At 41.2% G+C, this 12677-nt stretch carries 13 protein-coding genes; 7 read left to right on the top strand and 6 right to left on the bottom strand.

The window, feature by feature from the left end; all coding sequences use genetic code 11:
* The first annotated feature begins 81 nt into the window (after positions 1–81).
* Positions 82–396, top strand: coding sequence for a thioredoxin (gene trxA, locus CXM95_RS13530; protein ID WP_005228645.1), 315 nt, complete (start codon positions 82–84; stop codon positions 394–396).
* 100 nt (positions 397–496) lie between these two features.
* Here trxA and CXM95_RS13525 read toward each other — a convergent pair whose 3' ends face one another.
* Positions 497–1792: an ISL3 family transposase gene (locus CXM95_RS13525; RefSeq protein ID WP_086298954.1), complete on the bottom strand. Its 1296-nt coding sequence runs from the start codon at positions 1790–1792 to the stop codon at positions 497–499.
* Between the two features lie 304 nt (positions 1793–2096).
* On the opposite strand from CXM95_RS13525, the gene CXM95_RS13520 reads away from it, so the two are divergent.
* The 5 genes from CXM95_RS13520 to CXM95_RS13500 all read left to right on the top strand — a co-directional run bounded on the left by CXM95_RS13520 (position 2097) and on the right by CXM95_RS13500 (position 7611).
* Complete coding sequence (locus CXM95_RS13520) at positions 2097–4331, top strand: L,D-transpeptidase (RefSeq protein ID WP_101699250.1); 2235 nt, start codon at positions 2097–2099, stop codon at positions 4329–4331.
* A 123-nt stretch (positions 4332–4454) separates the two neighbouring features.
* The gene (locus CXM95_RS13515) at positions 4455–4781 is read left to right on the top strand and encodes a PadR family transcriptional regulator (protein WP_005234324.1); all 327 of its coding nucleotides are present in this window, start codon (positions 4455–4457) and stop codon (positions 4779–4781) included.
* Complete coding sequence (locus CXM95_RS13510; protein ID WP_005234326.1) at positions 4768–5448, top strand: DUF2812 domain-containing protein; 681 nt, start codon at positions 4768–4770, stop codon at positions 5446–5448. Before CXM95_RS13515 ends, CXM95_RS13510 begins: the two co-directional genes overlap by 14 nt.
* Before the next feature lie 17 nt (positions 5449–5465).
* Positions 5466–6365, top strand: coding sequence for an ABC transporter ATP-binding protein (locus CXM95_RS13505; protein ID WP_005234329.1), 900 nt, complete (start codon positions 5466–5468; stop codon positions 6363–6365).
* Positions 6358–7611, top strand: coding sequence for an ABC transporter permease (locus CXM95_RS13500; protein ID WP_008380850.1), 1254 nt, complete (start codon positions 6358–6360; stop codon positions 7609–7611). The genes CXM95_RS13505 and CXM95_RS13500 overlap by 8 nt, the downstream gene beginning before the upstream one ends.
* Before the next feature lie 72 nt (positions 7612–7683).
* Here the strand turns inward: CXM95_RS13500 and CXM95_RS13495 are convergent, their stop codons facing one another.
* Entirely contained in the window at positions 7684–8397 is a 714-nt protein-coding gene (locus tag CXM95_RS13495; RefSeq protein WP_008380852.1) for a gamma-glutamyl-gamma-aminobutyrate hydrolase family protein, read from the bottom strand.
* Positions 8398–8473: 76 nt separating this feature from the next.
* Positions 8474–8848 (bottom strand): lactoylglutathione lyase, encoded by a 375-nt coding sequence (gene gloA, locus CXM95_RS13490; RefSeq protein ID WP_005234340.1) that lies wholly within the window; start codon positions 8846–8848, stop codon positions 8474–8476.
* A gap of 147 nt (positions 8849–8995) precedes the next feature.
* Between gloA and CXM95_RS13485 the strand changes: the two genes are divergently transcribed.
* On the top strand, positions 8996–9439 hold the full coding sequence (locus CXM95_RS13485) for an NUDIX hydrolase (protein ID WP_005234342.1): 444 nt from the start codon (positions 8996–8998) through the stop codon (positions 9437–9439).
* Positions 9440–9481: 42 nt separating this feature from the next.
* Here CXM95_RS13485 and yidA read toward each other — a convergent pair whose 3' ends face one another.
* Genes yidA through CXM95_RS13470 form a run of 3 tightly spaced genes read right to left on the bottom strand, consistent with a single transcriptional unit; the run spans position 9482 to position 12485 of the window.
* Complete coding sequence (yidA, locus tag CXM95_RS13480; protein ID WP_005234343.1) at positions 9482–10300, bottom strand: sugar-phosphatase; 819 nt, start codon at positions 10298–10300, stop codon at positions 9482–9484.
* A 9-nt stretch (positions 10301–10309) separates the two neighbouring features.
* Entirely contained in the window at positions 10310–11680 is a 1371-nt protein-coding gene (locus tag CXM95_RS13475) for an HD domain-containing protein (protein WP_008380856.1), read from the bottom strand.
* Positions 11664–12485: a lipoate--protein ligase family protein gene (locus CXM95_RS13470; RefSeq protein WP_034878392.1), complete on the bottom strand. Its 822-nt coding sequence runs from the start codon at positions 12483–12485 to the stop codon at positions 11664–11666. Before CXM95_RS13470 ends, CXM95_RS13475 begins: the two co-directional genes overlap by 17 nt.
* Between the last annotated feature and the right edge of the window lie 192 nt (positions 12486–12677).

Here is a 12677-nt window from a genome sequence, read left to right as displayed (position 1 = left end):
ACCTTTTGTAAGCAGACGATTTTAAAAAACTTACGATACGTGGTATACTTTTTTTAGTTTTAAAAATGGAGGGGAAGTACGATGGCAAAAGAAATAACCGATAAAACTTTTTCAGAAGAAACCGATAAAGGCTTAGTCCTTATTGATTTTTGGGCAACTTGGTGTGGCCCTTGTCGTATGCAAGCACCGATCTTGGAACAATTAGCGAATGAATATGAGGAAGACGAATTGAAGATCGTGAAAATGGATGTGGATGAAAATCCTGAAACACCTGCTTCATTCGGGATCATGTCTATTCCTACTTTGTTGTTGAAAAAAGACGGGCAAGTCGTTGATAAAGCAATTGGGGTGCATACAAAAGATCAATTGAAAGCTTTAGTTGCGGAACATATGTAATAGAATAAGTGTTTTTGAGGCTCTTTGTCAATAAGGACTGATGAGTTGTGCAAAATCAAATCTGGGTCAGAATGAACCGCATTCTGGCTCAGATTTTTTGTTATCTTACATTGATTAATTGATTGATCAAAAAGATTCTAATTCTCATGTTCTCGAATGATTTAAATCCGTAGGATACTCGTTTCATTGTCTTTATGTGGGTATTCTTCGCTTCTATTTTTCCATTGGAATAAGGATAGATCATTGCGTTGGTGATGCCTTCTTCATAGGTCAGAAGGTTTTGAAGCTTCTCCCGAAAGCCGTCATCTAACGTTTCGGGAAGTTCTGCCAATATGCAGAAAAATAAGTCAGGGTCTTTGTCTCGAAAGGCTTCAACTAATTCATGAAAAAAGGGATACGCCTCCTTCAGGGGCGTAGAAAACTCAAGCAATCGATCAATCATCATTGCTTCAGTAAGAAATGGGTATTTTGGTGCTCGGAAACTTTTCCATGTTTTGTATTCATAATGGTTGATGTTTGCACGATTTTTTAGCAAAAAGCGCCAGTTCTTTTTCAGTTTTTCTGCCTGGCTTTTCTGTCCTACTTTACGAAGTTCATTCATTTCACGGATACGCAACTCATTGAACGCTTGATTCATGTGTTTGACAATATGAAACCGATCAATCACTATTTTCGCATTTGGCAGAACACGTTTGGTGAGCTGGAAGTAGGCAGCGTTCATGTCTGTAACCAAGAATTCTACTTCTTCTGGATTGGTACAACCTAAGAAATAGCTTGTTAATCGAGGTAATTTACGCGTAGGCAAAACATCTATTAATTTTCCTGTTTCGCCATCTGCGCAAATAAAGCTCATTTTATCTTCTATGGAAGCATGCGAACGAAATTCATCAACCATCAATACTCTGGGGAGAATCTTCTTAGATTGCTTTGGTAAATAGCTTTTAAACTCTTTCAATGTACGAATAACGGTGGTCAAAGATACCTGACAGCTTTTCGCAATAAAAGATAAAGATACTTTTTCAGTCAGTAAAGAAGCAATTTTATATCTAACATGATTTGCGATTGAATGTCTGGGTTGGACAAAATAACTTTGAGCAGTCCAATGGGTTCGGCAGTTTTTACAGGTATAGCGCTGTTTTTTTAGGCGCATAACCAAAGGCATATGATTGTATTGTTCAAAACGGACAATCGTTTCCTTCTTCCCATTTTTCACTATAATTGCTTTCCCGTTTCCATCTACCACAGTAGAACCACAACTTCTACAAGCACGAGGAGCAGGCGAGAGAACAGCATCGACGACCAACGTCTTTTTCTTCTGAAGGGTCTCGTAAGAGACCTCTATAATCATCAAATCTTTCTCTATTATTCTCAGCATTTTTTTGATAGAATCATTCATATAGCATATCGTCCTCTCAGTTGTTTATTTTGTGGTGATTTAATCATACTAGAGAACGATATGTTTTTTAATACCTAAAATGAAAATGGGACTGAAGAATCAATTCTGATTCATCAGTCCCATAAATTATAGAGCCGTTTTTGAAGCAATAGCCGAAAGAGGCTATTGCTTTTTTGTTTTTGGGAGGTTTTTTTTAGATATTTCTTTCGGCAGTGGTATACTTAAAGTGGGGAGTGGCACTAAAAAATATCTCGTTTATATAGTAAGAAAGTGATACCAAAATAGGATTAAAGGGGGAATAAAAATGAAAAAGTTGAAACGCGGGTTATTTCAAGGCGTTGCGATTGTTGGGGTACTGGTCGCACCCATCGTAGGAACGATCACACAAGTCTATGCAGCAAATGAAGGAGATTCGACAACAGCTTCTTTCGCTGCGCAAGAGACTACGTCAGAAAGTTTCTCAGAAGAAAGCGCAGCATCATCTCAAGAGGCCAGCACTGAAAGTATAGAGTCAAGTTCGACAACAGAGTCCTCATCAACGTCTACCTCTTCATCAGAAACAACGTCAAGTACTGGCACGGCTACGACTGAGACCAGTCAGACCGAGGCCACCCAAGACTCATCTACTCAATCGACGGAAGAAACTTCGGAAGAACCAGAACTTGGGAACATTGATGTTGAACCAGTTGCAGATAAAAACCAATATGTAAAAATCAAGCCGGTCGTAGCAACGGATCCAGAAACACAAAAAATCCTTTACCGTTTTGAGAAGGATCAATTGATCGAACAAGGAACGATCGATGAATTAGCTGGCAAGGTATACCGTAGTGTCAAACGGTATCAAGATACCGATAAGCAGACCTATCTTGAAATTCGCGACGATCAAAAGGTTATCGGTGTCGTAGCAGAAGCAGCAGTGAAAGTTGCCGGCGGAACCTTCAAAACCGAGAAGAAATATGCAACCATCACAAGTGCGAAAGAACCGCTTTGGCAAGATGTGTTTTTAGATAAAAAAACGAGCACCTCTTCAAGCATTAATGGTCAAACCTTTGAAATCAAAGAAGTATTCACGACGAATAATAACGTAGTCTATTACGCATTGTATTCAAATAAAAATGTTCTCATCGGTTGGATAAAAGCCGCCGGTGTTAAGTTAGCGACAACTCCTGGGGGTGCATGGCAGTCTGAATCAAAATATGCCACGATCATCAGCGGGAATTATACGCTATGGCAAAATTTTAATTGGACAGCGAAGAAAGGAACGACAGCCGCTTTAAATGGCAAAACAGTCAAAGTTACTGGTAAATATCGTCATTTGAATGGGTCGACGTACTATTCCCTTTATACAAATAACAATAAATGGCTAGGCTATATCAATGCCTCGGGTGTTAAGTTAACGACGGATGCACAAGGTGCCTATCAATCCTACGGAAAATATGTGACATTGACCAAGAAAAATTACACGATTTGGGGCAATTTTCGCTGGTCGAGTAAGAAAAATACTACAACGAAATTAGCGGGAAAAACCTATCTTGCAAAAGGAAGATATAACCATGTCAATGGCGGTGTCTACTTGTCCCTTTATGATGCTAACGGAAAATGGATCGGCTACTTAAATGCCGATGCAGCAACGGTTGCCAACAATCAAGGCGGTACTTGGCAAAGTGAAAAACGCACAGTCCGCCTAAAAAGTAAGAATTATACCTTATGGCAAGATTTAGCTTTTGCGAAGAAAAAAGGCAGCAGCGCTGATTATATGAACAAGAATATTCAAGTTACTGGGAAATATCAACATTTCAACGGCTCCACCTACTATTCACTTTATCTCAATAACAAGTGGCTGGGTTACATCAATGCAAGTGGGGTGACTAATGCCCATACGATCACCTCTCAAAGCAACATTAGCCGCTACGTGGTCGTCAAGAATGGGGATGGCAATTTCTTTGAAAAAGCTGATCCAAATAGTACGAAACTTGGGAAAAAGAGTGCCTACAAAGGGTATATGGCACAAGCGACCAAACTAGCAAAAACGAGTGATGGCAACTACCTGTATCTCGTTTCGCCAGCCGGTCGAATCGGTTGGGTCAAGGAAAATCAAACCACAAATGTAAATAGTAACTTTTGGATGTATACTACTGGAGGAAAATATCCTTCATTAAACGTTCAAAACTTAAATATTGAAGTATCCATCAGCAAACAGCGGGTTTATATCAAATCAGGGAATAAAGTGATTTATACGATGCTTTGCTCGACCGGTGCCTTCAATACACCAACACCTTTAGGGAATTTTCGCATCCAAGCAGAAAAAGGCTTAGCTTTTTCAGGAGCCGCCTACTACCGTTCCTTTAAAGACCATGGGGTCTATTTATTCCATACGATCCCAACGAGTATCGCTTGGTCCACCAATGCTTTTAGTTCCGTTGAAGGACGAAAATTAGGCACTCGGGCTTCTCATGGCTGTATTCGATTAGCAGTGCCGGATGCCAAATGGTTTTACTATAACATGCCTTATAATACGCCTGTCAAAATTGCTAATTAATGATCAAAAGTCGTTTCCGTCAACGGAGACGGCTTTTATTTTCCCTAAAAAAAAGATTGACGCTGGCTATATCATTCGATAATATATCATTAAGTGATATAGTTAGTGGGATGGAGGAATCAAATGGATGAGGCATTGACAGATTCAACCTATTTGATTTTATTAGCGCTTTTAAAGCCAAAACATGGGTATGTCATTATGAAACAAATCCATGAGCTAAGCCAAGGAACATTTGAGATTGGCCCCGCGACGATGTATACGATTTTGAAAAAGCTGACGAAAAAGGGGTGGATCGATTTAGAAGAAAGCGTCGATCGAAAAAAAATCTATCAGATTACACCAGAAGGAAGACAGGTTCTGGAGAAAGATATTCAGCGACGCAAACTATTTTATCAAATCGGAGAACAGGTCTTCGAAGCGTTAGGAGGGGAACAAGATGGGCATCAATAAGAAATATCTTCTTTCTCTTGGAGTCGCCTATTATCCGGAAAAGGAAATGGTTCGTTTACAAAAACAAGCGTCAATGGGCTGGCATTTTGTGAAGATGAATCGGTTAGGGTTTTTGAAGTTTATCAAAGGAAAATCGGAAACGACCAAATATGCAGTGGACTTTTTCGAAGGAGATCCTTCTGAGATCGTTGATTACCTAGCGATGTATCAAGCTGGGGGCTGGACCTATATCAGCAATTATAAAGATCGGTATTTTTATTTTAAAGCATCTCCGGATACACCAGCGATTTTCAGCGATCAAGAAAGCTATCAAGAACGAATCGATAATGAGACGCGCTATTTGATGAAAAAATCGATTCTGTTTTCAGTGGTCAGTTTAGCAATTTTAGCAGTGATTTATTTTTCCATTCGTTATTTCAATATTCGTACAAATCCCTTTTGGTCCTTTGGGCTAGGATTGATTACTGGGCTAGTATTTATTCCGATAGGGGTAGGATTGACCACGATTTTGATGAAATTTTTATACAAAAATCGAGCAAGTTATTACAATGAACCAGAGAAACTGGCGAAACGCCAACGGGTGATCCGCGACTCTATCATCTTGATGGTTGCAGGAGCAATCGTTGGTGCCATTATCGGTTTTTTCTTTAGTGACATATTTTATTAGACAGGGAAGGTGAGCATGTGTTAGAAGCAAAACAGCTAGTAAAAACATTTGGGGATTATACAGCAGTCGATCAATTGTCTTTTACCATCAATGATGGTCAGATTATGGGATTAATTGGTCAAAACGGAGCAGGAAAAACGACGACATTCCGATTGATCTTGGATTTTTTGAAAGCCGATCAAGGAGAAGTATTATGGGATGGTCACAAAATTAGTGAAAAAGAATACAATCTTATTGGCTATCTGCCAGAAGAACGCGGCTTGTATCCAAAAGTCACGATTGAAGATCAATTGATCTACTTCGCGCGTTTACGTGGTAAAAAGAAAGAAGACATCGTACCCAAAATCGACTATTGGATGGACAAGTTTAAAGTCAAAGGCAAGAAAACTGATAAAGTCAAATCTTTATCAAAAGGAAATCAGCAAAAAGTTCAGCTAATTTCAACGTTGATCCATGAACCAAAATTAGTGATTCTAGATGAACCGTTTAGTGGCTTAGATCCAGTCAACGCGGAACTGTTGAAAAACGGGATCATTGAACTGAAAAAAAATGGCTCTTGTGTCATCTTCTCCAGTCATAATATGGATAACGTAGAAAAAATCTGTGACCACTTGATTATGCTAAGGGATGGTCAAACTGTCTTAAACGGAAAGGTCCATGAAATTCGTGAATCCTTTGGACGAACGAAAGTTTATTTGGAGTCTAATTTGACGAAAGAACAGCTTTTGGCAGTGGCAGGTGTTGAGGAAGTCATTGCCAGAGAAGACGGCAGCTATGATATTACGATCGCTGATCCTGCAGTAGGAAAAACCTTATTTGATTTAGCGACGGCGGATGGTTATATCCCTATGTTCAATCAACAACCGCCAACGTTAGAAGAAATCTTTAAGCGGAAGGCAGGAAAAACAAATGAATAAGTTTTGGGTAATCGCATTAGATGTTTATAAGAAAAATATCAAATCAATTTCGTTTTTGATTATGATATTGGTTCCATTCATTGCAATGGGCGGATTTTATCTGATTAGTTACTTTGCCGATGGTATGAGCAGTGTGGATAAAATTGTCGTTTATGCGAATGAACCAGCCATTGCGCAGACCTTTGTGGAGCAAAGTAGCGATGATTATGAATTTGAAGTTGTGGAAAGCGAAGAACAAGGACAACAACAGTTGGCTGACAAAGATGCTGATGCCTTGTTAGTTATTACTGCTTCAGGGGATACGCTGCAAGGGGAATTATTAAGCGAGTCCTCGATGGGGCAAGCTTTAGAGCTGACGATCCAACAATTATTGACGGGCTTGCAGTCATCCTTTCGAGCTAGCGAGCTTGGTTTGACTGCTGAGCAAGTGGCAGTTCTTAGTGAAGTTGCACCACTTGACCGGCAAAAAGTTTCCTTCAGTGAAGGTGGCGAAATGACCTATGGAGAAGATAATACCGCGATGCAAGCAGCAGTTAGTACCATCGCAACAATCGTTCTCTTTTTCTTTATCATCACTTACGCACAAATCATTGCGCAAGAAATTGCTTCTGAAAAAGGAACGCGCATTATGGAAGTCATTTTGTCTAGTACGCGAGCACAAACCCATTACTACGCCAAATTAACTGGGGTGATCATGGTTGCAGCGACCCAGCTAGTTGCGTATGTTGCGATTTTTGGCGGGAGTTATTTCTGGATCAAGGACAACTCCATGGTAAAAGACTTATTGGCAAGTTTTTCATCAGATGGCATTTTTGGTCCTTTCCTCGTGTTTGCGATCGTTTTCGTCTTCTTAGGAATCTTGATCTATTCTGTCTTGTCAGCCCTTTGCGGGTCGTTAGTGAACAAAGCAGAAGATACGGCGAAAGCCATTATTCCAGTGACGTATCTTTCGTTGGGCGGGTATATGCTAGGAATCGTACTAGGCGGTATGGATCCGCATAACGTTGTTTTACGAGTAACTTCTTATATCCCATTCTTGTCCTCGTATATTATGCCAGTACGGCTTGCTAATGATACAGTGGGGATTGGCGGAGCGTTGATTTCAGTAGGGATCCTTGCTGTTACCACGATCGTCCTGATGCTGGTTTCTGCAAAAATGTACAAATCAAATGTCTTGATCTATAACGACAATGGCATCTTGGCAACGTTGAAACAATCACTGGTGTTAATGAAAAATGAGAAATAAACAAAACGCCCGATCCTTTTTGTGATCGGGCGTTTTTTATTGGCTAGCATCTAGAAAACAAGGTGCAGGCCTTTAGAATTCCTGCACAAAAAAGTCGAAGATCGATTGCTCAGAAGGCAGCTTGTGAGCGGCTAGCTCAGGATGCCACTGAATGCCTAAGATCGGTGCGCCATAGGCGGTGGATTCAATGGCTTCAACAACACCATCAGGAGCGGTGGCGGTCACATTGAAATCATCTGCAACTGTTTTGACTGCTTGGTGATGAAAAGAATTGACTTGATAGGTTGTGCCTAAAAGAGCAGCCAAACGACTGTCTGCCTTGATTTCCACCCGATGTGTAGGGAATTGAAAGAACGTTGGTAATTGCACGTGTTTGATCGTTGGGTGATCGATCAAAGAGAGATCTTGGTACAAACTCCCACCAAATGCGACATTTAGTAACTGCATGCCGCGGCAGATTCCAAAGATGGGTTTGTTTTGAGCCACTGCTTCTTTGATCAATGCCAATTCAAAGACATCACGATCAGGATGAATGCCTTGAATCAAAGGATGAGGATCTTCGCCATAATGATCAGGGGAGACATCATGACCACCGGCTAACAAGAGTTTATCGATTTTGCTGATGTAAGTCGCAGCATCTTCCACGACACCCATTGGTAATATTAGGGGAATGCCTTGGGCTTGTTGGATATGGGTGACAAAATTTTTGGGTGTATAGGACAACCAATGTTCTGCTTCTTCAATCATTGGCCGTTCATTAGCAGCGATGCCGATAATGGGTTTCATTTGATCAAACCTTTCTATAAGTAAATGGAACGAAAAGAAAAAAGGACACGAGGTCCTTTTTTCGAGCATCTTCGCTTTATTTTTCGCGAATAACTTCGATTTTATAACCATCAGGATCTTTCACAAAATAGTAAGATGGAGAAGTCCCTGGTAGTCCTTTCAAGTCAGTGACGTCAAATCCGGCAGCTTGGTGCTTCTCATGAAGCGCTTCTAGATCATCGGTACTGATGGCGATGTGGCCATAGCCGTCGCCTAACTCATAGCCAGGATGGTCATAGTTATATGTCAACTCTAGCTCGTAGTCATCTCCAGGCAATGTTAAGTAAACCAAAGTAAATTGATGTTCAGGAAAATCACGACGGCGAGATTCTTCAAAACCAAAGGCAGTTTGATAAAAATCTAGAGAAGCCGTTAAGTCTTTGACGCGGACACAAGTGTGAGCCATTTTCATGGGTAAATCATCCTTTCGATCTTGATAGTTGTATGATAACATATTTTATCATTTTATAACGAATAAAAGACAACAGAGCGTTATTTCCAGCTTGTCCAGACTATTGGCATAGGGTAAAATGGAAAGAAAGTGTTGGTGGAGGGAATCATGCCAGAAAAGGAAATTGTGTTCGGGGAAAAAGAAGCGGGGAAACCATACAAATCAAGATATGGCGCGTATGTCGTTCTTCCAAATGAAAAAAATGAAGTGATCTTGGTACAAGCACCCAATGGCGCCTATTTTTTACCAGGCGGTGAAATTGAACCAAATGAGACCAAAGAAGAAGCGATCCAGCGAGAATTAATAGAAGAACTTGGATTTGAAGGGGAGATCGCTGCCTATTTAGGGGAGGCAGTTGAATACTTCTATTCACGCCATCGCGATACATTTTACCATCATCCCGGCTATTTCTATTTAATGACCAAATGGAAAAAAGTCTGTGAACCGACAGAAGAAACCAATCAGTTGTCATGGCATACGCCAGAAGAAGCGATTCAGCGATTAAAACGCGGCAGCCATAAATGGGCAGTTGAACAATGGTTGGCAAAATAAAAAAGGCAGGCTTCCGATAAAAAGGAAACCTGCCTTTTACACTTAGTTATTTGCTAAAACATACTTGTTGATTACTTCTGCCACACCATCTTCTTCGTTTGATGCAGTTAGGACATCTGCGGCATTTTTCACGTTTTCAGTGGCATTGGCCATCGCCACACCGATACCAGCGTATTCCACCATGGTTAAATCATTTTCGTTATCGCCGATCGCCATGACTTCTTCTTGTTTGATGCCTAAGTGCTCCGCCAATTTTTTGACAGCAGCCCCTTTATGGGCTTGTTTATTTAGAACTTCCAAGAAGTAAGGAGCACTTTTGACCACATTGTAATTGTCCGTCAAACTGCTCGGCAATTGTGGGATGATCTGATTAAGTTTTTCGGGATCATCGATCATCATCATTTTGATGATATTCAAGTCAGCAGTCATTTCTTCTGGTGTCCGATATTTCAATGGCATGTTGACTAAGAAGGCTTCATAAATCGTATAAGGACTGATATCGCGGTTAGCGGTATACATGGTATCTTCGGTTTCTACATGAAGATGAACCCCTAATTTTCTCGCAGTCATCTCAACAAAGAGATAGTCATCTTGGGACAAGCCGAATTCAGAGATGATCTCTTGGTTTTTGGTTTTTTGAACCAAAGAGCCATTATAAGTAATAACGAAATCATTGTCCGTAAATAAGTCTAGTTCCTTTAATAAATCTTGGACACCAGTTAAAGGGCGTCCCGTACACAAAACGATGCGTACACCTTGCTTTTCAGCGTCTTTCAATGCCTTGTAAACGGCTGGGGTGATCTTGCGGTCGTTGTTCAACAGGGTACCATCGATATCGATGGCGATCAATTTGATACTCATAAGTTCCTCCTAGTGGCTTGGTTTGATCAAAGCACCATTGCGAATGTGCTTGGCAAACTCTTGATACGTCTCTCCAAATAAATCATAGTGATTTTGGATGTTGGGGTCAATCATTTCTTTTGGAAAATAAAAGCGTTGGTCACCTTGGGTTTGTCCCGCTAAAGCTGCAACTAGCTGACTGGCTTGGGATAATTCCACAAGGGAACCATCTTTTTCCTGTAATTCGATTTGTGTCCGATGTTTGCCTGAAGTCGGCCGATAAAAATCATAAGGCAGATCGAAGCTTGAATTGATGGCAGTATAATAGCGGGGATTGAAGCCGACTTTTTCCACCAGTCCCTGCATTTCTTCAATCATAGGCAACTGCGTCTCATCGTCAAAGCGGGCGGATTTCAACGGTTTACGATTTAAGAACCGCTTGGCCAAATCGCTGAGGATCGGATCATTTTCTTCCGTCCATTGGGTAAAGTAGGTATTCAGAACGCCATCGTCGAGTTTCAAGTATTCATCTAAGGTGAATTCTTGTTTTAAAAATGGGAGAAGCAGCTGCGAATGGCCTTGAAACAATTCTGAATCCACTTGATACAGTTCTGCAGCTCGATCCAGCAAATGGGCTAAGATCACTTCCATCCCTCGAGAACTCGCATGGAAATAAACTTGCACATACATCTGGTAACGACTGACGATGTAGTCCTCCACAGCGTGCATGCCATTCATAGAAAAAGCAATACCGCCTTCGTACGGACGAATCACTCGTAAAATTCGGGTCAGATCAAACGTGCCGTATTCAGTGCCGGTAAAATAAGCATCGCGCAGCAAGTAGTCCATCCGATCAGCATCGATTTGACTAGAAATCATTTGAACGACTTGAGGATTTGGATAAGTTTTAGTGATAACACTTGCGACTTTCTCAGGAAATCCAGCTTCCACTCGGTTCAATATCTGATGAACTTCCGTTTCAGGAGAAGTAATGATCGCCACTGTGATGGCTTCATGGTCTGTATGGAAAATGTGCTCAAAGGTGTGGGAGTATGGTCCGTGGCCCACATCATGAAGCAATGCTGCACACAAGGTCACTAAACGCTCTTTATCATCCCAGCCGTTTGGTCCGACTTTTTCAAGGGAATAATTGCGTTGGAAAATATCGCAAATGCGACGGCTGATTTCATAAACGCCCAAGGAGTGAGAAAAGCGGCTATGTTCTGCTCCGTGAAAGGTAAAGGAAGCAGTTCCCAGCTGTTTGATGCGCCGCAAACGCTGCACTTCTTTGGAATTGATCAAATCTAAAATCACTTGGTGCTGTACATGGACATAGTTATGAACAGGATCACGAAATACTTTTTCTATCGCTAAGGTTTGATATTTATATGGTAGGCTCATCGCTAAACTCCTTTATTGGTTGGTTTCGCTTTTCCATGCCAGCTAAGCGTTGCTGCATTTGTTCGCTAAGGTTATTTTCTGTCCGCCATTGATCCAGTGATTCAAGCGGATATAGGGATTGGTCTGTGATCAAGGAAAGCAGGGCTTTTTGCAAGCGGTCAGTCACCTCGTGTGTGGTAAACTTACGGCCGAGGGCCGCTTCTAAAGTGGTCATGCTCGCAGGATTGACGGCTGGATAGCCATCTGTACCAAAGCGCTCTTTCAAACCTGCTTGGTAAAAACGACGAACGAGAGAGCCGCGGGCTGGTTGGTCGCCGTTGACACTCAGATACATCATGACAGCCACGCCGTCTTTGATTCGTCGTTGTGCTGTACCAGCAATTTTTTTCCCATCAATACTCAGGTCATAGGTGCCTGGGCAATACGAGTCAGCAATTTCATAAGCCAAAATTGTCCGCTCAGGAAAGGCGGTTTGCAGCAATGTCGCCATCATTTCATAGGCTGCATCTGTGGTGGCAGCCAAATGTTTAGGGAAGATGAGGGAGACATTCAAAATACCGGCATCATTAATTACGCCAAGCCCCCCTGAGTTGCGGATGATCGAGGCATAGCCAGCTTCTTTCAAAACCTGCAGACCATCTGTCAAAAAAGGCAGCCGGGTATCTTTCATGCCTAAAATCATCGTATCGGACAACTGCCAAAAATGACAATAAACTTGTTCCTGTTTGCCAGCAACTTCGGTGGCAACATCGGTGAAGGCAAACGGCTCATAAGGATTGTGGATACGTGGTAAGGTTTGATCCATTACATAGATAGTCAAATCGGTTAAACTCCTTTAAAATACCTGTTATCCTTATTATATACGATTCTTGGAAAATTACTTGGAGAAAAGAATGAAAACTTGCTATTGTTTTCTTTTTTTATTTTCAATGAAGAAATAGACTAAGGAGAATCAACTGAAATGATTGACAAACGAATGAAAAAAAGCAAGAATGAA

The sequence above is a fragment of the Enterococcus sp. CR-Ec1 genome, from assembly GCF_002850555.1.
Classification (GTDB): domain Bacteria; phylum Bacillota; class Bacilli; order Lactobacillales; family Enterococcaceae; genus Enterococcus_D; species Enterococcus_D entomosocium.
The sequence above is the reverse complement of the archived record's forward strand: the minus strand, read 5'-3'. Positions and strand labels throughout refer to the sequence as shown.